18 protein-coding genes are annotated in these 23,985 nt (G+C 73.0%); 13 read left to right on the top strand and 5 right to left on the bottom strand.

Annotated features, from left to right (window positions below):
- Positions 1 to 69: 69 nt before the first annotated feature.
- The 3 genes from AB0O07_RS20770 to AB0O07_RS20760 are packed head-to-tail and all read right to left on the bottom strand — an operon-like array spanning position 70 to position 3,000.
- The gene (locus AB0O07_RS20770) at positions 70 to 1,530 is read right to left on the bottom strand and encodes a coenzyme F420-0:L-glutamate ligase (RefSeq protein ID WP_365635356.1); all 1,461 of its coding nucleotides are present in this window, start codon (positions 1,528 to 1,530) and stop codon (positions 70 to 72) included.
- Positions 1,527 to 2,486, bottom strand: coding sequence for a 2-phospho-L-lactate transferase (gene cofD / locus AB0O07_RS20765; protein WP_365635354.1), 960 nt, complete (start codon positions 2,484 to 2,486; stop codon positions 1,527 to 1,529). The genes AB0O07_RS20770 and cofD overlap by 4 nt, the downstream gene beginning before the upstream one ends.
- Before the next feature lie 13 nt (positions 2,487 to 2,499).
- Positions 2,500 to 3,000, bottom strand: coding sequence for a cysteine dioxygenase family protein (locus tag AB0O07_RS20760; RefSeq protein ID WP_365635352.1), 501 nt, complete (start codon positions 2,998 to 3,000; stop codon positions 2,500 to 2,502).
- 670 nt (positions 3,001 to 3,670) lie between these two features.
- On the opposite strand from AB0O07_RS20760, the gene AB0O07_RS20755 reads away from it, so the two are divergent.
- The 3 genes from AB0O07_RS20755 (at position 3,671) to AB0O07_RS20745 (ending at position 9,690) form a co-directional block, all read left to right on the top strand.
- On the top strand, positions 3,671 to 3,934 hold the full coding sequence (locus AB0O07_RS20755; RefSeq protein ID WP_030742398.1) for a WhiB family transcriptional regulator: 264 nt from the start codon (positions 3,671 to 3,673) through the stop codon (positions 3,932 to 3,934).
- Between the two features lie 357 nt (positions 3,935 to 4,291).
- Entirely contained in the window at positions 4,292 to 8,098 is a 3,807-nt protein-coding gene (locus tag AB0O07_RS20750) for a glycosyltransferase (RefSeq protein ID WP_365635351.1), read from the top strand.
- Positions 8,095 to 9,690 (top strand): DUF5719 family protein, encoded by a 1,596-nt coding sequence (locus tag AB0O07_RS20745; protein ID WP_365635349.1) that lies wholly within the window; start codon positions 8,095 to 8,097, stop codon positions 9,688 to 9,690. Before AB0O07_RS20750 ends, AB0O07_RS20745 begins: the two co-directional genes overlap by 4 nt.
- A gap of 101 nt (positions 9,691 to 9,791) precedes the next feature.
- Here the strand turns inward: AB0O07_RS20745 and AB0O07_RS20740 are convergent, their stop codons facing one another.
- Positions 9,792 to 10,220 carry a metallopeptidase family protein gene (locus AB0O07_RS20740; RefSeq protein ID WP_365635778.1) on the bottom strand — a complete coding sequence of 143 codons (429 nt, stop codon included), beginning with the start codon at positions 10,218 to 10,220 and terminating at the stop codon, positions 9,792 to 9,794.
- A gap of 273 nt (positions 10,221 to 10,493) precedes the next feature.
- On the opposite strand from AB0O07_RS20740, the gene AB0O07_RS20735 reads away from it, so the two are divergent.
- The 9 genes from AB0O07_RS20735 to AB0O07_RS20695 all read left to right on the top strand — a co-directional run bounded on the left by AB0O07_RS20735 (position 10,494) and on the right by AB0O07_RS20695 (position 21,436).
- Positions 10,494 to 10,919: a DUF3499 domain-containing protein gene (locus AB0O07_RS20735; protein WP_365635347.1), complete on the top strand. Its 426-nt coding sequence runs from the start codon at positions 10,494 to 10,496 to the stop codon at positions 10,917 to 10,919.
- 242 nt (positions 10,920 to 11,161) lie between these two features.
- Positions 11,162 to 12,778 carry an L-lactate permease gene (locus AB0O07_RS20730; protein WP_365635345.1) on the top strand — a complete coding sequence of 539 codons (1,617 nt, stop codon included), beginning with the start codon at positions 11,162 to 11,164 and terminating at the stop codon, positions 12,776 to 12,778.
- 126 nt (positions 12,779 to 12,904) lie between these two features.
- Positions 12,905 to 14,308, top strand: a complete 1,404-nt coding sequence (locus AB0O07_RS20725) for a phosphomannomutase/phosphoglucomutase (protein WP_365635776.1) — start codon at positions 12,905 to 12,907, stop codon at positions 14,306 to 14,308.
- 439 nt (positions 14,309 to 14,747) lie between these two features.
- Positions 14,748 to 14,930 carry a Trm112 family protein gene (locus AB0O07_RS20720; RefSeq protein WP_365635343.1) on the top strand — a complete coding sequence of 61 codons (183 nt, stop codon included), beginning with the start codon at positions 14,748 to 14,750 and terminating at the stop codon, positions 14,928 to 14,930.
- Between the two features lie 87 nt (positions 14,931 to 15,017).
- Positions 15,018 to 16,163, top strand: coding sequence for an SIS domain-containing protein (locus AB0O07_RS20715; protein ID WP_365635342.1), 1,146 nt, complete (start codon positions 15,018 to 15,020; stop codon positions 16,161 to 16,163).
- A gap of 365 nt (positions 16,164 to 16,528) precedes the next feature.
- Positions 16,529 to 17,698 (top strand): mannose-6-phosphate isomerase, class I, encoded by a 1,170-nt coding sequence (gene manA, locus AB0O07_RS20710; protein WP_365635340.1) that lies wholly within the window; start codon positions 16,529 to 16,531, stop codon positions 17,696 to 17,698.
- 88 nt (positions 17,699 to 17,786) lie between these two features.
- A complete protein-coding gene (locus AB0O07_RS20705; RefSeq protein ID WP_365635338.1) occupies positions 17,787 to 18,827 on the top strand; it encodes a cation diffusion facilitator family transporter in 1,041 nt (346 codons plus the stop codon).
- 361 nt (positions 18,828 to 19,188) lie between these two features.
- Positions 19,189 to 20,646 (top strand): adenosylhomocysteinase, encoded by a 1,458-nt coding sequence (gene ahcY / locus AB0O07_RS20700; protein WP_365635336.1) that lies wholly within the window; start codon positions 19,189 to 19,191, stop codon positions 20,644 to 20,646.
- A 175-nt stretch (positions 20,647 to 20,821) separates the two neighbouring features.
- Positions 20,822 to 21,436, top strand: a complete 615-nt coding sequence (locus AB0O07_RS20695) for a hypothetical protein (RefSeq protein ID WP_365635334.1) — start codon at positions 20,822 to 20,824, stop codon at positions 21,434 to 21,436.
- Positions 21,437 to 21,457: 21 nt separating this feature from the next.
- On the opposite strand, the gene AB0O07_RS20690 is transcribed toward AB0O07_RS20695, so the two are convergent.
- Positions 21,458 to 22,366 (bottom strand): RDD family protein, encoded by a 909-nt coding sequence (locus AB0O07_RS20690; protein ID WP_365635332.1) that lies wholly within the window; start codon positions 22,364 to 22,366, stop codon positions 21,458 to 21,460.
- A 169-nt stretch (positions 22,367 to 22,535) separates the two neighbouring features.
- Here AB0O07_RS20690 and AB0O07_RS20685 point away from each other — a divergent pair, with 169 nt between their 5' ends.
- Positions 22,536 to 23,543 carry a stage II sporulation protein M gene (locus tag AB0O07_RS20685; RefSeq protein ID WP_365635775.1) on the top strand — a complete coding sequence of 336 codons (1,008 nt, stop codon included), beginning with the start codon at positions 22,536 to 22,538 and terminating at the stop codon, positions 23,541 to 23,543.
- Positions 23,544 to 23,985: the final 442 nt, after the last annotated feature.

The raw sequence follows: 23,985 nt of genomic DNA, 5'->3' as shown, positions 1-23,985 counted from the left end.
GGCCGGCGGCCCTCCGAGCCACCCCTCCTGCCGCCCGCCGCCGTCCTCCTGCCGCCCCCCGCCGTCCTCCTACCGCACCTCGACGAACGCCTCCGGCGACCGCGCGGGCCGCTCCTTCGGCGGGGCCGCGGGGCGGCCGACCGCGACCGCGCCCATCGGGTCCCACTCCCGGGGCAGCTCCAGGACCTCCCGTACGACATCGCGGCAGAACATCGTGGACGAGACCCACGCCGAGCCCAACTGCTCGCCCGCCAGCGCGACCAGCAGGTTCTGCACGCCCGCGCCCATCGCGACCACGAACATCTCGCGCTCGGCGGTGTCCCGCCGGTCGTCGCCGTACGGGTGCGCGCCCTCCGTCACCAGGCAGGGCACCACCAGATACGGCGCCTTGCGCAGCACGTCCCCCCGGCGCACGCGCCGGGCGATCGCCTCCTCCGTCCTGCCGTCGCGCCGCAGGTCCGCGATCCACGCGTCCCGCATCGCGTCGAGGAGCCGCAGCCGGGACTCCGGGGACTCCAGCAGCACGAAGCGCCACGGTGTGGTGTGGTGCGGGGCCGGCGCGGTGAGGGCCGCGGCGACCGCCCGCCGGACCGCCCCCGGGTCGACCGGCGCATCGGTGAACTCGCGGACCGTACGGCGCTGGGTGACCGCCTCCCGTACCGCCTCCGACGTACCGAGCCGGAACATGTCCCCGGCGGCGCCCCGGACCAGCTCATGGGCGCCGCTCTCGACGCCGTCCTCGGTGGTCTCGCCGCCGGACGGGGCCACCAGGTGCCCGAGGCCGCTCACCACCGCCACCGGCAGATGCGTGGCCTTGCCCTTCACCAGGTCACCGGCGGCCGCCAGCTCGTCGGCGAGCGCCACGACCGTCGCGGAGAGCGGGTTGCCGTGCGCGTCCGTACCGCCCCGCAGGTCGTCCAGGACCCGTACGCCCGCCGCCCCGATCGCCACATCCGTCAATCCGCTGCGCCAGGGCCGCCCGAACGTGTCCGTCACGATGACGCCGACATCGACCCCGAGCGCGTCCCGCACCCCCGCCCTGATGGCCCGCGCCGAGGCGTCCGGGTCCTCGGGGAGGAGCAGGATCGTGCCGGGCGCGGTGTTCGAGGCGTCGACCCCGGCCGCCGCCATGACCAGCCCCCGCCGGTTCTCGACGATACGGAGCGTGCCGCGCCGCGCGACCACCCGTACCGTCTCCGCGTCGATCGCCGCCTCACGGTCGGCCGCCTCCACGATCCGGCCCTCGGCCTTGGAGACGATCTTCGACGTGACCAGCAGGATGTCCCCGTCGACCAGCCCGGAGCCGACCAGCCCCGAACCGGCGGAACCGGGGCCGCCAGGACCGGAGTCGGCAGGACCGGGGCCGCCAGGACCGGCGACCGCCGCGGCGATCAGCTTGACGAGGTCGTCACCGGGGCGCACCTCGGGGATCCCGGGCAGCGCCCGCACCCGGTACGCGGCGGCCGGGGCGTCGGCCGGGGCCGGCGCGGGTGCCTCGGCCCGGTCGGCGGAGTTCTCGGGGGTGCTCATGCCCGTACCTCCTCGGCCAGCGCCAGCGCCTCGCGCGCCATCGCGGCGGTCGCCGTCACGTCCGTCATCATCAGCGGCACCGCGCGGCTGCGGATGCCCGCGCCCTCCACCGCCGCCACCGCCCCCGCGTCCACCGTGTCGACCAGCCAGCCGTCGAGCAGCCCGGAGCCGTAGTGCAGCGCGACGGCGGTCGCCGTCGACTCGACGCCGATCGCGGCGAGCACCTTGTCCGCCATGCCGCGCACCGGCGCGTCCCCGACGATGGGGGAGAGGCCGACGACCGGCACGCCCGCCTCGGCGATGGCCTCCCGGATCCCGGGGACGGCCAGGATGGTGCCGATGCTGACCACCGGGTTCGACGGCGGGAAGAGGATGACATCGGCGGCGGCGACGGCCTCCAGCACCCCGGGCGCCGGCTTGGCCTGCTCGGCGCCGACCGGGACGATGGCGTGCGCGGCCGTGGACGCCCGCATCTTCACCCAGTACTCCTGGAAGTGCACGGCCTTGCGCTCGCCGTCCACCTCCACCGCGACATGCGTCTCGACCCGGTCGTCGGTCATCGGCAGCAGCGTGACGCCCGGCTGCCAGCGGGCGCAGAGCGCCTCGGTGACGGCGCTGAGGGGATAGCCCGCGCCGAGCATCTGCGTACGGACGATATGGGTGGCGAAGTCGCGGTCGCCGAGCCCGAACCAGCCGGGCCCCACGCCGTACGCCGCCAGCTCCTCCTTGATCAGGAAGGACTCGTCGGTCCTGCCCCAGCCCTGGTCCTCATTGATGCCGCCCCCGAGGGTGTACATCACGGTGTCGAGGTCCGGGCAGACCTTGAGCCCGAACAGATGGATGTCGTCGCCGGTGTTGCCGATCACCGTGACGTCCGCGTCGGGCGCGGCCCGCTTGAGGCCGCGCAGAAAACGGGCGCCGCCGATACCGCCGGCCAGAACGAGGATGCGTTGCATGCCCTAAAGCATGTCAGGCGGGTACGACGTCCTGGGTCTCCGGGGAGCAGCGCGCTGAGTGCATCGGCATCTCGGTCAGCCCCGGGTAATAAATGTGCAGGCTCACGGCCGGTTCGATCGCCGCGTTGACCACATCGTGGACGTACCCGGGGGCGAAGACCCGCTGCGCGCCCGGCGCGAGGGTCCGTACCGCGCGCCCCGAACGCTCCGTCAGCTCCCCTTCGAGCACCGTCAGGACGCCCGAGGAACGCCCGTGGTCATGCCGACCGCTGCCCTGTCCCGGCACCCAGGAGAGCAGCCACACCTCGTACCCGGGCCCGGTCCGGAGCCGGCGGTACCAGCGGGTCGTCGCGTCGTACTCGATGTACGGGGCCCACTGCGCGCGGTCCGCGGCGAGGGTTCTGGCGAGCCCGGCGAACTCGGCCACGGTGGCCGGGTGCGCGGGCGCGGGGCGGAGCAGGTGCTGGACCTCAAGGAGGTCACCGGCGATCTGGATGTCGCTGTCGCTGTTCATGGGGTGCTGTGGATCCTCGGCGGAAGCGAAGGGAGAGAAGAGCAGAGAGGTACGGCCGGAGTCTGCGCGTCGGGGCTTCAGTGGCCCCGAGGGCGTCTCAACAGCACGAACAGGAGGAACAGCAACAGCGCGCCTGGACAGCACTGCGGAATCCACGGAGGTGGGTCGCGAGGTGCGTGCGGTGCGCTGGCATGGCATCCAAGGTTGCGAATCCCGGTCCGGATGTCAACTCGATGACCGATTTGGCGGCAATGTTTCACTGCATCCGGTTGATCCACCCGGAAAAAGGTTTGTTCGCCGATGGGTGCGGACACATCGGCCAGCGACCGTGCCCGTACGCGCTCCGGCACCTCGCGGTTGGCCCCCGCGGTCGCACTGTGATCCAGATCGCTTCCGTGGCCGGATATGCAACATCGTCGGGGTGCGTCACGTCTCCCTGTGAGAAGGGGGTGGATGCGGTGATGCGGGCAGGCCAGCGGCAAGTGTCAGGTTTTTGGTGATTTGAACACTTTCCGTATAGCCTTGGTTCCGCAGAGTGAATACCGGGCCCAATAGCAGATCTCGGCTTGACCGCACCGGAGCACACACTTGTAATTTCACTCGTGTCGTTCGGCCGAACTCGACAGCGGCCATACCCACGGGGACGCGAAAAGACAGACGAGGGGCGCACATGACCGAGCTGTTCCAGCAACTGCTGGTCGAGGACGCGGAAGAGGAACTCGGCTGGCAGGAGCGCGCCTTGTGCGCCCAGACCGATCCCGAGTCCTTCTTCCCCGAGAAGGGCGGTTCCACCCGCGAGGCCAAGAAGGTCTGCCTCGCCTGTGAAGTCCGTTCAGAATGCCTGGAGTACGCCCTCGCCAATGACGAGCGATTCGGTATCTGGGGCGGACTGTCCGAACGTGAGCGGCGGCGTCTGAAGAAGGCCGCCATCTGATGCGAAATCTCCGGCCGCCGTCCGGCCGTGACAGACGGCCGCAACCGTACGAACCCGCCCCCGGCCCCGACGCCTCTCCCCCGGACATACGCCACGGTCCGCGGTCTGCGACTCCCCGCAGACGGCGGACCGTTCTCTTTTCCCCGTAGTTCCTTCCGCCAGTTCCTCCCGGCCTTCCCGCTGCCCTTCCCGCGCTGACCGTCCTTCCTCCGTGCCCCCGGCCCCGCCCCTGTTTCCGGCCGCCCCGTACCGGCCGTCCGGCACCCCGGACGTACTCCTACCGTTAGTGTGGGGCCCCGTCCGAGACGCTCCAACGCCCCTTCGGGGCGACCCCCGGCCGGAGGGCCCGCCACCTCAATGTCCCCCACCACCGCCGCGTTCGATCCCGCCACCACCAGCGCCCCCGAGTTCCCCCGGCACGTCGTGACCGCGGTGCTCGTCGCCCACGACGGCGCGCGCTGGCTGCCCGACGCCCTCGCGGGCCTGCTGGGCCAGGAACGCCCCGTACAGAACGTCATGGCCGCCGACACCGGCAGCGCCGACGACTCGGCCCGGCTGCTCACCGAGGCCCTCGGCGACGAGCGGGTGCTCCATCTCGCGCGCCGCTCCGGCTTCGGCACCGCCGTCGAGGAGGCCGAGCGGATGGCCGGGGTGCTGACCCCCGAGGACCTCCCCTATCTGAAGCGGCCCGGCGGCTGGGACCCGGTCACCAGAACCTGGCACGACGAGAACTACGACCTCCCCGAACTGCCGCACGGCGAACCGGTGCAGTGGCTCTGGCTCCTCCACGACGACTGCGCGCCCGCCCCCGACGCGCTCGCCGAACTCCTGCGCGTCGCCGACTCCGACGAGTACGCCGCCGTCATCGGCCCCAAACTCCGCGGCTGGTACGACCGCAAGCAGCTCCTCGAAGTCGGCGTCTCCATCGCCAACAGCGGACGCCGCTGGACCGGCCTCGACCGCCGCGAACAGGACCAGGGCCAGCACGACCAGGTCCGTACCGTCCTCTCCGTCTCCTCCGCCGGCATGCTCATCCGCCGCGACGTCTGGGACGAACTCGGCGGCTTCGACCGGCGCCTTCCCCTCATGCGCGACGACGTCGACCTCTGCTGGCGCGCCCACGCCGCCGGACACCGGGTCCTCGTCGCCCCCGACGCCGTACTCCGCCACGCCGAGGCCTCCGCGCGCGAGCGCCGTACCGTCGACTGCGCGGGCCGCTCGGTCGTCAACCCCCACCGGGTCGACAAGGCCGGCGCCGTCTACACCATGCTCGTCAACGCGCGGGCCGCCGTCCTCCCGTACGTCCTCTTCCGGCTCGTCCTCGGCACCCTGCTCCGCACCCTCGCCTATCTGGTCGGCAAGGCGCCCGGGCAGGCCCTCGACGAGGTCGCCGGGCTCTTCGGCACCCTGCTGCGGCCCGGACGGATCGTCAGCGCCCGTAAACAGCGCGGCAAGGGCGTGGTCGAGGCGGCCGAACTCCGCCCCCTCTTCCCGCCCGCCGGAGCCACCGTACGGGCCACCGTCGAGCAGATCGCCGCGAGCCTCGGCAGCGGCTCCGACCCGGACACCGGCGGCTCCCGGCACGGCGCCGTCGAGTCGGGTCCCGGCGGTGACGACGCCGACTACATGGAGATCGAGCAGTTCGCGCGGCTCAAGAAGCTCGCCCACAAGCCGGGCCCGGTCCTCTTCGCGCTCCTGCTGCTCGTCTCCCTCATCGCCTGCCGGGGGCTGCTCGCCGGCGGCGCGCTGGTGGGCGGCGCCCTGCTGCCCGCGCCCGCCGACATCTCCGATCTCTGGTCCCGGTACGCGGACGGCTGGCACCCCGTCGGCACCGGGGTCACCGCCTCCGCGCCGCCCTACCTCGCCGTGCTGGCCGGACTCTCCGTCCTCTTCCTCGGCTCCACCGGCCTCGCGCTCACCGTGCTGCTGGTCTGCTCGGTCCCGCTCGCCGGGGTCACCGCGTACTTCGCCTCCCGCTCCCTCGTCCCCTCCCGGCTGCTCCGCGCCTGGGCGAGCGTCGCGTACGCCTTCCTGCCCGCGGCGACCGGGGCGCTCGCCACCGGGCGGCTCGGCACCGCCGTCCTCGCCGTCCTGCTGCCGCTGATGGCCCGCGCCGCCGTCTCCGCGTACGCGCTGCGCGGCGGGGGCGACCCGGAGGAGCGCGGAAGCTGGCGCGCCACCTGGGCGTACGCCTTCCTGCTCACTTTCACCATGGCCTTCACCCCCGTCGTCTGGCCGCTGGCGCTCGTCCTCGGCCTCGGCGTGCTGGTGCTGCGCCGCCACGAACTCGCCGCGTACGGCGCCCGCGTGCTCGCCGCGCTCGGCACCCCGCTGCTGCTCCTCGCCCCCTGGTCGCTCTCGCTGCTCACCGACCCGGCCGCGCTCTTCCGTGAGGCGGGGCTGGAGTACGGCACGGGGACGGCCGCCCCGCTCGACCTGCTCGGGATGAGCCCCGGCGGCCCCAAGGCCGTCGGCGGGGCCGTCATGCTCGGCGTCGTGCTGGCCGCGCTGGCGGCGCTGCTCCGGGCCGAGCGGCGGTTCGCCATCGGCGTCGCCTGGACGGCCGGGTTGGTCGCGCTGGTCTTCGCGGTCCTGACCAACGACGGCGGCTGGGCCGGACCCGCCACCCTCGTCCAGGGCCTCGCCCTGATCGCCGCCGCCATCATCGGCGCGGACGGCGCCCGGATCAGGGTCGCCGCCGAGAACTTCGGCTGGCGCCAGCCGGTCGCCGTGCTGATCGCCGCCGCCGCCGGACTCGCCCCGGCGATCGCCGCCGTCGGCTGGATGTTCGGCGGCGCCGCCGGGCCGCTGGAGCGCCGCGACCCGGTCCAGGTGCCCGCGTTCGTCGCCGAGGAGAGCGTCACCCGCGACCAGCCGCGCACCCTGGTCCTCGGCGGCACCTCGCCCGCCGAGGTCTCGTACTCGCTGGTCCGCGGCTCGGGCGGGCGGCTCGGTGACGCCGAGCTGACCGCGGCCGGCGGTGGCGACGAACGGCTCGACAAGGTCGTCGCCAACCTGGTCGCGGGCTCCGGCGCCGACCAGACCGACGCGCTCAGCGGCTTCGCGATCCGCTACGTCCTGGTACGGGACGGGGCGCCCCAGGAGACCGGCCGCACCCTGGACGCCACCCCGGGGCTGACCCGGCTCAGCCAGCTCGACGGCAGCGCGCTGTGGCGGGTGGACCGGCAGATCTCGCGCGTCACGATCACCGACGGCAAGGGCGCGGGCTCCGGCGGGGGCTCCGGTGAAGGCGAGGGCGAGTCGCTCGCCGTCGCCGCCGGGCCCGTCGAGGCGCACACCACGATCCCGGCGGGCGCCGCCGGACGTGTCCTGCGCATCGCCGACCAGGCCGCCGACGGCTGGCAGGCCACCCTCGACGGCAGGGAACTGACGCCGAAGACCGTCGACGGCTGGGCCCAGGGCTTCGAACTCCCCGCCCAGGGCGGGAAGCTCGACCTCACCTACGAGGACCCGATCACCCACACCGCGTGGGTCTGGACCCAGGGCTTCCTCGCCCTCGTCCTGCTGGTGCTCGCCCTGCCGGGGCGGCGCCGCGAGATCGACGACGACCTGCCCGAGGAGGAACTCGACCTCCCCGCGCAGGCGGCGGAGGGCGAGGGCCGCAGGGCGCGCCGGCTCCGCGCGGCGGCCGAGGCGGAAGCGGAGGCCCAGGCCAGGGCGGAGGCCCCGGCCGGCGACCAGGCCGCAGGGCCGGACCCCCGCACGGCTGCCGAGGAGGAGCCGGTGCCCGTGGGCGTGCCCGCCGGAGCGGCGCCCGCCGGAACGGCCGCGGCGGACGCACCCCCCGCGTACGACGAGTGGGACAGCTCCACGTACCCGAACGCCCAGATGCCTGCCCAGACGCCGGCCCAGGACCCGTACGGGAACACCCCGCAGTACACCGAGGACCCGTACCAGCAGCACCAGCAGCAGATGCCGCAACAGGGGCAGCAGCAGTACCAGCGGTACCAGGGCGACCCGTACCAGCAGGGCGGCTACGGCACCGCCGACCCCGGCGCGTACGACCAGCAGCAGTATCCGTCCCAGCCCCAGCAGCAGCCGTACGACCCGTACGGTTACGGCGGGCAGCCCCAGCAGCAGCCGTACGCCGACGACCGTGGGAACGACCCGCGTCAGCGCCCCGACGGGAGCAGCAACCAGTGAACCGCCCGACCCTCTCCCTCCTCGCGGTCGCCACCGCCCTCGCCGCCGTCACCGGCTTCGCCGCCTTCTCCGCCCCCGGTGACCCGGGCACCGAAGTCACCGGCGCGGTCGCCCGGCTCCCCGTGGAGCGCACCAGCCGGCTCTGCCCGGCGCCCAGCCTCTCGGACCTCGCGGAGACCACGTACACCTCGATCACCCCCACCGGGAAGGGCGGCGCGGACCGCGCGCCCGCCGCCGACGCGGGCGGCTCGGCCGAGCTGAAGGAGTCCACCGTCACCCTCGCCGACCCGGCCGACCCGGACGACGGCAAGGACGGCAAGGGCGACACGGCGGGCGACGGCAAGAGCGGCGGGAAGACGGACGCCCCGGCAGGGGACTCCGCCGCGAGCGGGAAGTCCCTCATCACCCTCAAGGAACCCGGAACGCCCGTCTCCGGTGAATCCAGCGGCGCCACCGCCCCCGCCCTCGTCGGCACCGCCACCGGCCGCTTCGCCCCCGGCTGGACCACCCAGCAGACCACCACGGTCACCGCGGGCGGCGCGCGCGGGCTGCTCGGCATGACCTGCACCGCGCCCGACACCAGCTTCTGGTTCCCCGGCGCCAGCACCGAGCGCTCCCGCCAGGACTACGTGCACCTCACCAACCCCGACGACACCGTCGCCATCGTGGACGTCGAGCTCTACGGGGCGGACGGCGCCGTCAAGGCCGACTCGGGGGAGGGCATCCCGGTGCCCGCCCGGTCCAGCGTCCCGGTGCTGCTCTCCACCCTGACCAGCGAGGCGGCGCCCAACCTGACCGTCCATGTCTCCACCCGCGCGGGCCGGGTCGGCGCTGCGGTGAGCGCGGCGGACGACGCGGGCGGCAGCGACTGGCTGACCGCCTCCGCGGACCCGGCGGGCTCCCTGGTCCTCCCCGGCATCCCGGCGGACGCGACGGATGTACGGCTGGTGGCGTTCGCGACCGGCTCCGCCGACGCCGACCTGAAGGTGCAGCTCTCCACGCCCGAGGGGACCATCACCCCGGCCGGACACGAGAGCCTCCACGTCAAGTCGCAGATGACGGCGGCGCTGGAGCTGGGCGACCTCACCAAGGGCGAGGCGGGCTCCCTGGTGCTCACCCCCACCGGGAGCACGGCCCCGGTGGTCGCCGCGCTCCGTGTGGTGCGCGGCAAGGGCGAGAAGCGGGAGATCGCCTTCATCCCGGCGACCGGGGCCATCACCGCCCGCGCCACCGTCGCCGACAACCGTGCCAAGGGCTCGACACTCACCCTGACCGCGCCGGACGGCGCGGCCAAGGTCCGGGTCACCTCCTCACCGGGCACCGGGGGCGGCGAGCCGACCGTGGAGACGTACACCGTCAAGGCCAGGTCGACGCTGGCGGTCACCCCCAAGGCACCGGCCGGGCTGAAGGGCTCGTACGCGCTGACGGTCGAGCCGGAGGCGGGCGGCGGCCCGGTCCACGCGGCGCGCACCCTGGAGGTGCCGGAGGACGGCGTCCCGATGTTCACGATCCAGACGCTGCCGGACGACCGGGGCACCGTCTCCGTACCGAGGGCCAGGGAGGACCTGGCCATCCTGGACAGCGGGAAGTAGCCGACGGGGACGGCGGGGAGCGGCCGACGAGGACAGCGGGAAGGAGCCGGCCCGGACAGCGGGGAGGCGGGAGCCGACGGGCCCCCGCTTTCAGCGGCGGGTCACTCCTGCCCGTACCGGGGGTCCACGGACTCGGGCGCCAGCCCCAGCAGCTCCGCGACCTGCTCCACGACGACCTCGTGCACCAGGAGCGCGCGGTCGTCCCGGTTCTTGGTACGGATCTCCACGGGGCGCCGGTAGACCAGGATCCGGGCGGGCAGGCCCTTCCCCGCCGGGGCCGAGCTGCCCAGCGGAACCGTCTCCTCCAGGGTGGTCGGCACCTCCATCACCAGGAACTCCACATCGGCGAGCTGCGGCCAGCGCCGCTCCAGCCGGTCCACGGAATCCCGTACGAGATCACGGAACGACTCCGCTCTGCTGGTCGAGAGCGGCACCTGGGGCGGGGCGACGGGACCGCGCATCCCGCGGCCGTGGCGGTCGCGGCGGCGCGGCCGGGGCTCGGAGGGCGGCGGCGGTACGGGGCTGTCCATCACTGACGCAGGGTAGCTCTCCGGGGCGCCCTGTCATCGTGGCGCGAGCCCGGCCGGGCGCCATGTCGCATATTGAGCATTCAGGCCAAGCTTGGTCACGATTCCCGGCGGACGCATGATCATCGAACTCCCGGTCTTTGACGGATTTGTCCCAAGTCGCGACCGTGTGACGGGCTGTCGATGCCCCGTCACTCCTCTTCCCGTGCAGGTCAGGGCAGTTGATTCCAGCCATGCGGAATGGGATATCGCGCCGCGACACGGGGGAGTGACCTGGTGGTGAGTCGTCGCAGCCCGCTCAAGAGTGCGGTACCGTCCAACATCGTGAGCCCTGTACGTCGCTGTTCGCGCACCGCGTGCGGCCGCCCTGCCGTCGCGACACTGACGTACGTCTATGCCGACTCGACGGCGGTACTCGGCCCGCTCGCCACCTACGCCGAGCCTCATTGCTACGACCTGTGTGCCGAACACGGTCAGCGGCTCACCGCGCCGCGCGGCTGGGAGGTCGTCCGGCTGACGGACGGCTCGGCCCCCGCGCAGCCGAGCGGTGACGATCTCGAAGCACTGGCCAACGCCGTACGGGAAGCCGCCCGCCCCCCGGAGCGCGCGCCCGACGACGGCGGCAAGGGCGCACGCGGCGCCGACCCGATGGAGGTCGGCCGCCGCGGCCACCTGAGAGTGCTCCGCTCCCCGGAGCCGTAAGGCTCCGGACGTACGGATACGGGCGCCCCGGACATCCAGGCGCCCCGGAGCCCTGATCTCCGAGCTCCGATCTCCAAGCCCTGATCTCCAAGCCCTGATCTCCAAGCCCTGATCTCCAAGCCCTGAGCGGGCTTTCGCTACGGATCCTGTGCGGGCCATTGACCTTCTCTTGGCGCGGACACGACCATTCCTCCCATCCGTGAGAGATCACTTTCCGTGTCGCGGAATTCCGGAGGACTGTCGTGTTCGTACAGCAACTGGAACCTGTCGCCGATTCGCTCGCACTCTCCGCCCTCGTCGCCGCGCTGCCCCTGGCCACCGTGCTGATCCTGCTCGGTGGCGTCCGTATGAAAGCCCACCTCGCCGGCGCCATCGGCCTCGCCGTCGCCGTGCTCGTCGGCTGGCTCGCCTTCGCGATGCCGCTCGGCCAGACGCTCTCCGCCGGCGCGCAGGGCGTCCTCTTCGGGCTCTTCCCGATCATGTGGATCGTGGTCAACGCCCTCTGGGTCTACCGGATGACGGTCAGGACACACCACTTCGACATCCTGCGGCGCTCCTTCGGGCGGCTCTCCGACGACCCGCGCATCCAGGCGCTCGTGATCGCGTTCTGCTTCGGCGCGCTCCTCGAAGCGCTCGCCGGGTTCGGCGCGCCGGTCGCGATCTGCTCGGTCATGCTGGTCGCGCTCGGCTTCGACCCGGTGAAGGCCGCCGTCGTCTCGCTCGTCGCCAACACCGCGCCGGTGGCCTTCGGCGCGATGGGCACCCCGGTCGTGACGCTCGCGCAGGTCACCGGCCTGCCGCTGGACACCGTCGCCTCGGTGGTCGGCCGGCAGACCCCGCTCCTCGCCCTCGTCGTCCCGCTCGTGCTCATCGGCCTGGTCGACGGACGGCGCGGGCTGCGCGAGACATGGATACCCGCACTGGTCTGCGGAATCGCCTTCGCCGTCGCGCAGTTCGCCGCCGCGAACTTCGTCTCCGCCCAACTCGCCGACATCGCCGCCGCGCTGGCCGGGGCCGCCGCCCTGGTCGCGGTCCCGGCCGCGCGCCGCCCCGCGACCGAGTCGGTACGCGCGGCCGTCCTCACCGGCGCGCGCAGCGAGGACCTCGACCAGGAGGACCCGCGCCCCGAAGTGGTGCGCGCCTACGCCCCGTACGCCCTGATCGTGGTCGTCTTCTCGCTCGCGCAGATCCCGCCCGTGAAGGAGTTCCTGGCCAAGGCGACCCAGGTCTTCGACTGGCCGTTCCTCGACGTCGTCGGCGCGGACGGCCGGCGCGTCGGGGCCAACACCTTCACGCTGCCCCTGGTGGGCACCGGCGGCACCCTCGTGCTGCTCGCCGGGGTGATCACCGCCGTGGTGCTGGGGGTACGGGCCAAGGACGCGGCCCGCGAGTGGACCGGGACGGTGTACGAACTGCGGTACGCGATCCTCACCGTCACCTCGGTGCTGGCCCTCGCCTACGTCATGAACCTCTCCGGACAGGCCGCCACCATCGGCCACTTCGTCGCGGCGGCGGGCGCGGGGCTCGCGTTCCTCTCGCCGATCCTCGGCTGGTTCGGCGTCGCGGTCTCGGGCTCGGACACCTCCGCCAACGCGCTCTTCGGCGCACTCCAGGTCACGGCGGCCGGCCAGTCGGGCCTCTCGCCCGAACTGCTGGCCGCGGCGAACAGCTCCGGCGGGGTGCTCGGGAAGATGATCTCCCCCCAGAACCTGACGATCGCCTGCGCGGCGGTGGGCCTCGCGGGCAAGGAGGGAGACGTGCTGCGCAAGGTACTGCCGTGGAGCCTGGGCCTGTTGCTGGTCATGTGCCTGATCGTGGTGGGGCAGAGCACGTCCGTACTGGGGTGGATGCTGCCATGACGCCGGGGCGGGGCCGGGTAGTTTGAACCGACCTATCCCCGTTGAACGCTGGAGGGCCCGACCGTGGCCGATGACGCACAGGAGCCGCAGGTGCCGCAGGGGCCGAGCGGGCCGGACGAGGCACGCGTGGCGAACGTGGCGCGGATCGTCAAGGCGTACGACGTGCGCGGCGTGTACCCCGACCAACTCGACGACCGGCTCGCTGAGCTGTTCGGCGCCGCCTTCGCCGAGGTCACCGGCGCGGCGGCGATCGTCGTCGGCCATGACATGCGCCCCTCCTCGCCCGGCCTGGCGGACGCCTTCGCGCGGGGCGCCCTGGCGCGCGGCGCGGACGCCACGCTCATCGGGCTCTGCTCCACGGATCAGCTCTACTACGCGTCGGGGAGCATGGACGTCCCCGGCGCGATGTTCACCGCGTCGCACAACCCTGCCCGGTACAACGGCATCAAGATGTGCCGGGCGGGGGCGGCGCCGGTCGGCCAGGACACCGGCCTGGTCGAGATCCGGACCCTGGTGGAGACCTGGCTGCGAACCGCCACCCCCGCTGCCGCCACCTCCGCTGTCGGCACCCCCACTACCGGCACCCCCGCAACTCCCGGCCGGCCGGGAACCCTCACCCACCGCGACACGTTGAACGACTACGCCGCTTATCTCCTCTCCCTGGTCGACCTCTCGGCGATCCGCCCGCTGAAGGTCGTCGTGGACGCCGGCAACGGCATGGGCGGCCATACGGTCCCGACCGTGCTGGCCGGCCTGCCGCTCGATGTCGTGCCCCTGTACTTCGAGTTGGACGGGACGTTCCCGAACCACGAGGCCAACCCGCTCGACCCGAAGAACCTGGTCGACCTCCAGGCCAGGGTCGTCGCCGAGGCGGCCGATCTCGGGCTGGCCTTCGACGGCGACGCCGACCGCTGCTTCGTCGTGGACGAGCGCGGCCGGGGCGTCTCGCCGTCCGCGATCACCGCCCTGGTCGCGGCGCGCGAGCTGGCCAGACACCCCGGCTCCGCGGTCATCCACAACCTGATCACGTCCCGGTCGGTCCCCGAGGTCGTCAGGGAGCACGGCGGCACCCCTGTCCGTACCCGCGTCGGCCACTCCTTCATCAAGCAGGAGATGGCCACCACGGGCGCGGTCTTCGGCGGCGAGCACTCCGCGCACTACTACTTCCGCGAGTTCTGGAACGCGGACACGGGCATGCTCGCCGCGCTCCATGTCCTGGCGGCCCTAGGCGGCCAGGAGGGCCCCCTCTCCGAGCTGGTCTCCTCGTACGACCGCTACGCGGGCTCGGGCGAGATCAACTCCACGGTGGACGACCAGCGGGCCCGCCTCGCCGCGGTACGGGCGGCGTTCGCGGCCCGCGACGGGGTCACCCTGGACGACCTGGACGGCCTGACGGCCGAGGGCCCCGACTGGTGGGTCAACGTCCGCCCCTCCAACACGGAACCCCTGCTCCGGCTGAACGTCGAGGCCCGGGACGAACAGACAATGGCCCGCCTCCGCGACGAAACCCTCGCCCTGATCAGAGGCTGACCCGGGGGCGGGCCCGGGCGCCGGCCCAGGGGTGGGCCCCGGGTCACGGCCCAGGGGTGGGCCCGGAACGCCGGCTCGGGTCCCGGCTCGGGGCGGGCCCGGAACGCCGGCTCGGGGCGGGCCCGGAGGTGGCCCCGGGTGCCGGGACCGCGCGGGGCCTGGCCCGGTGGCTCGGCCCGGCGGTCCCGGCTCGGCGACCCGGCTCGGCGACCCGGCTTGCGCGGTCCCGGCCCGGGGCGGGCCTCCGGCCATGGGGCCGCTGTCGGCCGGGGCCGCGCCGCGTCTGTCTCCGGGGCGCCGTATCGCGGCGTACCACCTGTCCCGTACGTACCCGCCTTCCCGCCCGTGGACGGTGGGTACGGGGCGCACCGGCGGTAGGCTGGCGGCGTCTGACCACCGGTTCGCGCCCGTTCGCGCTCGTTGAAGGGATGTCCCACCCATGCCGCTCGAAGCCGGCCTCCTGGAGATCCTGGCCTGCCCGGCCTGTCACGCGCCGCTCAGCGACCGCACGGCGGACGAGACCCCCGAACTGGTCTGCACGGGGACGGAGTGCGGCCTCGCCTACCCGGTCAGGGACGACATCCCGGTGCTCCTCGTGGACGAGGCCCGCCGCCCCGCCTAGGCCGAGGCCTCAGCAAGCCCCGGGCCCGCTCCGGGTGCACGCCCGTACCCCCTCAGCTCATGTGCCACACCAGCGGAGGCCCCTCTGATGCTCGACGAGTCGCTGCTCGACGCCCCCGACGCACTCACCCGCGCCGACCACCGCGGGCTGCTCCGTGACGCGGCCGAGGCCGGGGCCCGGGTCCGTACCGCCCTGCGGCTCACCGCCGAGGCGGGCGTCGGGGAGCTGGCGCCCGAGGGCCGCCCCCGGGGCGTACTGATCGCCGGGTCCGGCGCCGCCGCGACCACCGCCGCCGACCTCATCGGCGCCCTGGCCGGCGCCACCGCGCCGGTGACCCGGCTGCACCCCACCGGCGTCGCGCCCGCCGCCGGTGCCCTGCGCTGGGCGCTCCCCGGCTGGGCGGGCCCCGTCGACCTGCTGCTGATCGCCACCACGGACGGCAGCGAACCCGGCCTCGCGCTCCTCGCCGACCAGGCGTACCGACGCGGCTGTACGGTCGTCGCCGTCGCCCCGAGCCGCACCCCGCTGGGCGAATCGCTCGGCGGCGCGCACGGCCTGCTCGTCCCGATGGCGACCGCGCCCAACGACTGGGCCGACCCCGTCGGCGCGGACACCCGTGCCACCGGCCCCGGCGCGCTCTGGGCCCTGCTCGTCCCGCTGCTCGCGCTTCTCGACCGGGTCGGGCTGCTCACCGCCCCGCCCGCCGCCCTGAACCTCGTCGCCGACCGGCTGGACCGTACGGCGGAGCGGTGCGGTCCTGCCGTCGTCGCGTACAGCAACCCGGCCAAGACGCTCGCCGTCGAGCTCGCCGACAGCCTCCCGCTGATCTGGACCGAGGGCACGGCCGCCGCCCCCGCTGGGCGCCGCTTCGCAGCCGTACTGGCCGAGCTGACCGGCCGCCCCGCCCTCGCCGCCGAACTGCCCGAGGCGATCCGGGCGCACGCCGCGCTCCTCGCCGGTGACCTCGCGGGCAGCGCGGACCCGGACGACTTCTTCCGCGACCGGGTCACCGAGAGCGGACCGCTGCGCGCCCGGATCGTCCTGCTCAGGGACCGCCCGACGGGCGGCCTGACCGCCGCTCCCGCCGCCCGCGAACTCGCCCTCGGCCACGAGGCGCCCATCAGCGAGCTGGAGCCTGAGGAGGGCAGCGAACTGGAGGCCCTGGCCGAGCTGATCGCCGTCACCGACTTCGCCACGCTCTACCTGGCGCTCGCGGCGGGCACACCTCTCTGAGGCGACCGCCGACCGGCGACTCTCCGAGGCGACCGCCGACCGGCGACCGGGGCCCGCGCAGCAGGGGCCTGACCGGGTCGACGGCGCCGCGACCGCCGCCCCGAGTCCGGAGTCCCGAGTCCGGAGTCCGGCGACCGCCGGTACCGGCTGCGTCCCGCGTGTACGTCGTACGCTCGGCGCGTACGCCCGCACCGCACGCCCCGGCCGTACGTTCACGCCGTACCGCCGCTCCCACCAGCCCTCAGCCACCAGCCCTCAGCCACCCCACCTCCGCCACCTCACCTCCACCCCGACACCACCCCACCGTCCCCCCACCGCCCCTCCCCGGTCACCGCGCCGCCACCTCGCACCAGAAGGCTCACCCCATGGACCGCCTCGCCAACACCGTGCGCCCCTACGCCTGGGGCTCGACGACCGCCATACCCGAGCTGCTCGGCACCCCGCCCACCGGCGAGCCGCAGGCCGAGATGTGGCTCGGCGCCCACCCCGGCGCGCCCTCCCGGCTCGACCGCGGCCACGGCGCCGGCGAGCAGGCGCTCTCGGACGTCATCGACGCCGACCCCGAGGCGGAGCTGGGCGCGGCCACCGTCGGGAAGTTCGGGCCCCGGCTGCCCTTCCTGCTCAAGGTGCTCGCCGCCGCCTCCCCGCTCTCCCTCCAGGTCCACCCCGACCTCGCCCAGGCAGCGGCGGGATACGCGGACGAGGAGCGGCGCGGTGTCCCGGCGGACGCCCCGCACCGTACGTACAAGGACGCCAACCACAAGCCCGAACTGATCTGCGCCCTCACCCCCTTCGAGGGGCTCTGCGGCTTCCGCGCCCCGGCCGACGCCGCCGCCCTCCTCGAAGGGCTCGGCGTCGAAGCGCTCAAGCCCTACGCCGACCTGCTCCGCGCCCACCCCGCGGAGACCGCCCTGCGCGAGACCCTGACCGCCGTCCTCAGCGCCGACCCCGAGGGGATCGCCGCCACCGTCACCGAGGCCGCCGCAGCGGCCGAGCGGCTCGGCGGCGCGTACGCCCCGTACGCCGCCATCGCCCGCCACTACCCCGGCGACCCCGGCGTCCTCGCCGCCATGCTGCTGAACCACGTACGGCTCCAGCCGGGCGAGGCCCTCTTCCTCGGCGCCGGCGTACCCCACGCGTACCTCGAAGGACTCGGCGTCGAGATCATGGCCAACTCGGACAACGTGCTGCGCTGCGGCCTCACCCCCAAACACGTCGATGTCCCCGAACTCCTGCGCGTCGTACGCTTCGAGGCCACCGCGCCCGCCGTGCTCCGCCCTCAGGAGGCCGCCCCCGGCGAGGAGTTGTACGCCACGCCCATCGACGAGTTCCGGCTCTCCCGCTACACCCTCGCGGACGGCGGCCCGGCCCGCGACCTCACCGCCGCCACTCCGCAGATCCTGCTCTGCACGGAGGGCGCCCCGCGCGCCGGCGGCCTCGCGCTGACGCCCGGGGGCGCGGTCTTCGTCCCGGCGGGCGAGACGGCCGAACTCTCCGGTACGGGAACGGTGTTCCGGGCCACAGTGGTGGCCTGACCGTCCGCCCGCACCGTACGGCTGCAACAATGTCCCGCCGTATCGGCGGCGCCAGGGCCGCAGACAGAAGAAGGGACTTCACGCACCCATGAGCGCGTCCGGCGGAACCAAGGCGATCGTGGCGGCGCTCGGCGCCAACCTCGCGATCGCGGTAGCCAAATTCGTGGCCTTCGCCTTCAGCGGGTCGTCGTCGATGCTCGCGGAAGGCGTGCACTCCCTCGCCGACTCCGGCAACCAGGGGCTGCTGCTCCTCGGCGGCAAGCGGGCCAAGCGCGAGGCGACGCCCGAGCACCCCTTCGGCTACGGGCGCGAGCGCTACATCTACGCCTTCCTCGTCTCCATCGTGCTCTTCTCGGTCGGCGGCATGTTCGCGATCTACGAGGGCTACGAGAAGATCAAGCACCCGCACGACATCGAGTCCTGGTACTGGCCGGTCGGGGTGCTGGTCTTCGCGATCGTCGCCGAGTCGATCTCCTTCTGGACGGCGGTCAAGGAGTCGAACGAGACGCGCGGCTCCCTCTCCTGGAAGGAGTACATCCGCCGGGCCAAGGCGCCCGAGCTGCCCGTGGTCCTGCTGGAGGACTTCGGCGCCCTGATCGGCCTCGTCCTCGCCCTCGGCGGCGTCGGGCTCGCCGTGGCCACCGGCGACGGCATCTGGGACGGCATCGGCACCCTCTGCATCGGCCTCCTCCTCATCGTCATCGCCCTGGTCCTCGCGGCCGAGACGAAGTCGCTCCTCCTCGGCGAGTCCGCGGGGGCCGAGGAAGTCCGGAAGATCAAGGCGGCCATGGTCGACGGCGATGTCGTCACCGGCATCATCCACATGCGCACGCTCCACCTCGGCCCCGAGGAACTGCTGGTCGCGGCCAAGATCTCGGTCGAGCACGACGACACGGCGACCGAGGTCGCCGACGCCATCAACGCCGCCGAGTCCCGGATCCGGGAGGCCGTCCCGATCGCCCGGGTGATCTACCTGGAGCCGGACATCTACAACGCCGCTGCCGCCGCCTCGGGCACGAACCCGGCCAGGACCCCGGCCCCCACCCCGCCGGACGCTCCGGACACCACGGACGCCCCGAACGCCTCGAACGACTCGGGGACGGCGGACGCCCCGGGGACGCCGGAGTAACCCGCCACCGTACGTACGTACGCGGCCGGGCGGCGGGTCACGGCCCGGTGGGCCGGTACGCCGCCCCGCCGGCCCCGTCGGTCCCCGCCCGCCGCCCCCGCCCGGACAGCGCGGGGCGGTCCGCCTCCCGTGCGTCCCTCCTTCCCCATTCGGCTGTAGGTCGCCGCGCCCATCGGTGTAGATTCGTGACCAGAGCCAGACGTCGCTGCTGATGGCGGTCGGGCGGTCCGTGCTGCGGACCGGCCGAGGGAGAGAGGGCCTCCGACGGACTGTCCCGCTGCCCCGGGCATTCGTATGCCCGGCGCCGCAGAGTCAGCCGTACGTACCCACCCTCGACCCGATTCACGAGGAGCAGCTCGCTATGACGACTGTCGCCAACCGACAGGACTTCAAGGTCGCCGACCTCTCGCTCGCCGAGTTCGGCCGCAAGGAGATCACCCTCGCCGAGCACGAGATGCCCGGCCTGATGTCGATCCGCGCCGAGTACGCGGCGTCGCGCCCGCTGGCCGGCGCCCGCATCACCGGCTCCCTGCACATGACCGTGCAGACCGCGGTCCTCATCGAGACCCTCACCGCCCTCGGCGCCGAGGTCCGCTGGGCGTCCTGCAACATCTTCTCCACCCAGGACCACGCCGCCGCCGCCATCGCGGTCGGCCCCGAGGGCACCCCGGAGAAGCCCCAGGGCGTCCCCGTCTTCGCCTGGAAGGGCGAGACGCTCGAAGAGTACTGGTGGTGCACGGAGCAGGCCCTCACCTGGCCCAACTCTCCCACCGGCGGCCCGAACATGATCCTGGACGACGGCGGTGACGCCACCCTCCTGGTCCACAAGGGCGTCGAGTTCGAGAAGGCCGGCGAGGCCCCCGACCCGGCGACGGCGGACAGCGAGGAGTACGGCCAGATCCTCCAGCTCCTCAACCGCACCCTCTCCGAGAACCCGCATAAGTGGACCCGCCTGGCGTCCGAGATCCGCGGCGTCACCGAGGAGACCACGACCGGTGTCCACCGCCTGTACGAGATGCAGCGCGACGGCGTCCTCCTCTTCCCGGCGATCAACGTCAACGACGCGGTCACCAAGTCCAAGTTCGACAACAAGTACGGCTGCCGCCACTCCCTGATCGACGGCATCAACCGTGCCACCGACACCCTCATCGGCGGCAAGGTCGCGGTCGTCTGCGGCTACGGCGACGTCGGCAAGGGGTGCGCCGAGTCCCTGCGCGGCCAGGGCGCCCGCGTGATCATCACCGAGATCGACCCGATCTGCGCGCTCCAGGCGGCGATGGACGGCTACCAGGTGGCGACGCTCGACGACGTCGTCTCCATCGCCGACATCTTCGTCACCACGACGGGCAACAAGGACATCATCATGGCCACGGACATGGCCAAGATGAAGCACCAGGCGATCGTCGGCAACATCGGTCACTTCGACAACGAGATCGACATGGCCGGCCTCGCCAAGGTCGACGGCATCGTCAAGGACGAGGTGAAGCCCCAGGTCCACACCTGGACCTTCCCCGACGGCAAGACGATCATCATCCTGTCCGAGGGCCGCCTGCTCAACCTGGGCAACGCGACCGGCCACCCCTCCTTCGTGATGTCGAACTCGTTCGCGGACCAGACGCTGGCCCAGATCGAGCTGTTCACCAAGCAGGACGAGTACCCGATCGACGTCTACGTGCTCCCCAAGGCCCTGGACGAGAAGGTCGCCCGCCTCCACCTCGACGCGCTCGGCGTGAAGCTCACGACCCTCCGCCCCGAGCAGGCCGCGTACATCGGCGTCGACGTCGAGGGCCCGTACAAGCCGGACCACTACCGCTACTGAGCTCGCGGGCGCTCCCGGACACTCCCGGGCGCCCCGCACTCCGTCACGCCACAGGACAGGCACCCGCACCCCCGTGACGGGGGCCTGTGCCCTGTGTACGGAACAACTGCGTACGGAACGACCGCGTACGAACGACAGGGACGCGAAGCCCCTACGCACGACCTGGAAGACCCCCATGCCCCGCGGCCGTTATTCGCTCCACGATCCCCACGATCACACCCCCCTCGGCGACGAACACTTCCACTGCGCGCCAGGCCCCTCCGGCTGGCGCTACGTCTCCCAGATCACCACCCCCTCCGGCGACCACTCCGGCTCCGTCGATCTGGCCCTCGACGAACTCGGCCGCCCCATCCGGCTCCAACTCCACGCGGCGAGCTGGCAGATCCGCGGCGCCGCGCTCGACGGCGTCACCTGGGTCCGTACCGACCCCACCGGCGCCCACGCCACCGAGGGCAACGTCAAAGCCCACTCGTTCACCGGAACATCCGCCGCCTTCCTTGTCGCGACCGCCCGTCTCCTCCGCCTCACCCCCGATTCCCCCACGACGCGCGTCCGCCTCGTGGCCTTCACGGATCCGGTCCTCGCCCCCCGCACGCTCGACCAGTCCTGGGCCCTGGTGAACAGTGAAGCGCACGCCACTGACAACGGCCCCCTGATCGTGGACGAGTACCAGGTCAGCGCCTTGGACACGGGGGAACAGCACACCGTCCACCTGGCCGGTGACGTGGTGCTCTCCGCCCCCGGCATCGAACTGGAAGACCTCGAAACCCCGCCGTCCCCGCGCGCCTGACCCACCGGCCGGGGTACGCGGCTACGCGGGCGGCGCGAACCCGGTGACGGGCGGCGGAGCCGGCTGGGAGGAGGACGGAGAAGACGACGGGGCAGGCGGGGCAGGCGGGGAAGGCAGGGCAGGCGCGGAAACAGGCGGCGAAGGCGGGGGAAGCGGGGACTGCCGTGCGGAGCCTTCGCCAGGAGCCCCGAAGGCGCGCCGGGCCTCCCGGGTCTGGCGCTCGTGCGTCACGGCCGCCAGATACGCGCCCGCAGGCACCTCCGGGGGCGCCGGGGTGCCGGTACGGGCCGCGAGATCGCCCGCGAGGCGCTCGGCCATCGACCGGCTCACCCCCGGGTCGAGCTGCCCCATCCGCGTCAGGTACTGCCGTATCGCGAGCCACAGCGCGTCCGGTACGGCCGAGAGGTCGAGCTCCGAGAAACGTCCCACGAGCCACGGCGGGGGCGGCGGCAGCGCGGCCCGGTACGGCGTCGGCACCCTCTCCCGTACGACGAGGGTCCCGGCGAACACATCCCCGATCCGCCGCCCCCGCGCCGACACCAGCGACGCGACGGCCGCGACGACCCCGACGGAGAAGAGGATCTCCACCACGCCCATGGCCCCGCGCACCAGCGCGTGCCGGAACCGTATGGGCCCGCCGTCGTCCCGTACCACCCGCAACCCGCACGCCAGCTTGCCCAGCGAGCGCCCCTGGCTGAGCGTCTCCACCGCGATCGGACCGCCGACCAGCACGAGCAGGAACGAGGCGACCGCCAGCGCCGCCACGGCGGCCTCGTCCAGCGAACCGGCCGACAGCACGATGGCGATCGACACCACCAGATACGCCGCGCCCGCGACCGCGAGGTCGATCGCCGTCGCCAGCGCACGACTCGGCAGCCGCGCGGGCCGCAGCCCCAGGACGACCGCGTCGCCCGTCACCAGTTCATCCACCGCTGCCCACCCCTTCACTCACCGATTCCGTCACGCGCCGGACCCGCACAGCCCTTCGCCGCCCTGCCGGAGGCCAGTCTGCCAAGCTGGCTCCCGACGCGCCGCAGTCAGCCGTGCCGGCCCCGACGGTACGGACCGTACGCACCCAGTGCCTGGAGCAGCAGCCGCCATGGACCTCGATGTCTTCGTGACCAGCCACCACGCCGAGTGGGACCGCCTGGACCACCTGCTGGCCCGGGGCCGGCGCCTCACCGGCGCCGAGGCCGACGAGCTCGTCAGCCTGTACCAGCGCACGGCCACCCATCTCTCGCTGATCCAGTCCAGCGCGCCCGACCCGGTCGTCACCGCCCGCCTCACCCAGCTCGTGGCGCGGGCCCGCGCCACCGTCACCGGCACGCGCCGCGCGGGCTGGCGGGATGTCGCGCGCTTCCTGACGGCGGGGTTCCCGGCCGCCGTCTACCGGGCGAGGCGCTGGTGGATACCGACGGCGCTGCTCTCCACGCTCGTCGCGGTCGTGATCGGTTGGTGGGTCGCCGCCCATCCGGAGGTCCAGGCGGCGATCGCGGCTCCGGAGGAGCTGCGCCAGATGACCCGGCCGGGCGGCGAGTACGAGACGTACTACTCCAGCCACCCGGCGGCATCCTTCGCGGCCCAGGTCTGGACGAACAACGCGCAGGCCGCCGCCATGTGCCTGGTCCTGGGGGCGTTTCTCTGCCTGCCGGTGATCTGGGTCCTCTTCGTCAACGTGCTCAACCTGGGTGTGGGGATCGGACTGATGTCCTCGGCAGGCCGCCTCGACACCTTCCTCGGCCTGATCCTCCCGCACGGCCTGCTCGAACTGACCGCGGTCTTCGTCGCGGCCGGCACGGGCCTCCGCCTGGGGTGGACCCTGATCGACCCGGGCCCGTACAGCCGCAGAACGGCCATGGCCCAGCAGGGCCGCGCGGCCCTCGGCATGGCCATCGGCCTGGCGCTGGTCCTCTTCGTGTCGGGCGTCCTGGAAGGCTTCGTCACCCCGTCCGGCCTGCCCACCTGGGCCCGTATCACCATCGGAGTCGCCGCCGAACTGGCCTTCCTCGCATACGTCTACATCCTCGGCGGCCGGGCGGCGCGGGAGGGCGAGACGGGCGACCTGGACCCCCAGGAACAGAGCGCCCGGCTGCCGGTGGCCGCCTGATGCGCGAGCCCTCGCGAGGCTCGCGAGGGCTGATGTGCGCGGGGCGTCCCCGACCTGTTAGTCTCCTCTTCCGCCTCACGAAAACCGTTGACACGGTTGGAGTGGGGAGGTAGATTTGAACGGTTGCCTCGGAGTTGGACAAGCTCCGAGATGCTGATTAACATCTACTACGGCTCGCCAGTGGGACCAGATTCCTGCGGAGCCTCCCTCGATTCGACAAGCAGACGACTCCGGCCGATGAAATTCGGTCGCTGCACTTCTGCTAAAGTCGGGTCCGCCGAAAGGCAAAAGGCCCATCCGAAGGCTACTGGAATTCACGAGGCGGACACGCCGAATGAATCTGGTAGAGTCGGAATCGCTGGAAAGGGAAAACGCGAAAGCGAAGAACTGGAAAGCAACCCCGCTCCGACGGGGAATCGGACACGAAAGAGTCTGATAGAGT

This window comes from Streptomyces sp. NPDC093085, assembly GCF_040683935.1.
Classification (GTDB): Bacteria; Actinomycetota; Actinomycetes; order Streptomycetales; family Streptomycetaceae; genus Streptomyces.
The sequence above is the reverse complement of the archived record's forward strand: the minus strand, read 5'-3'. Positions and strand labels throughout refer to the sequence as shown.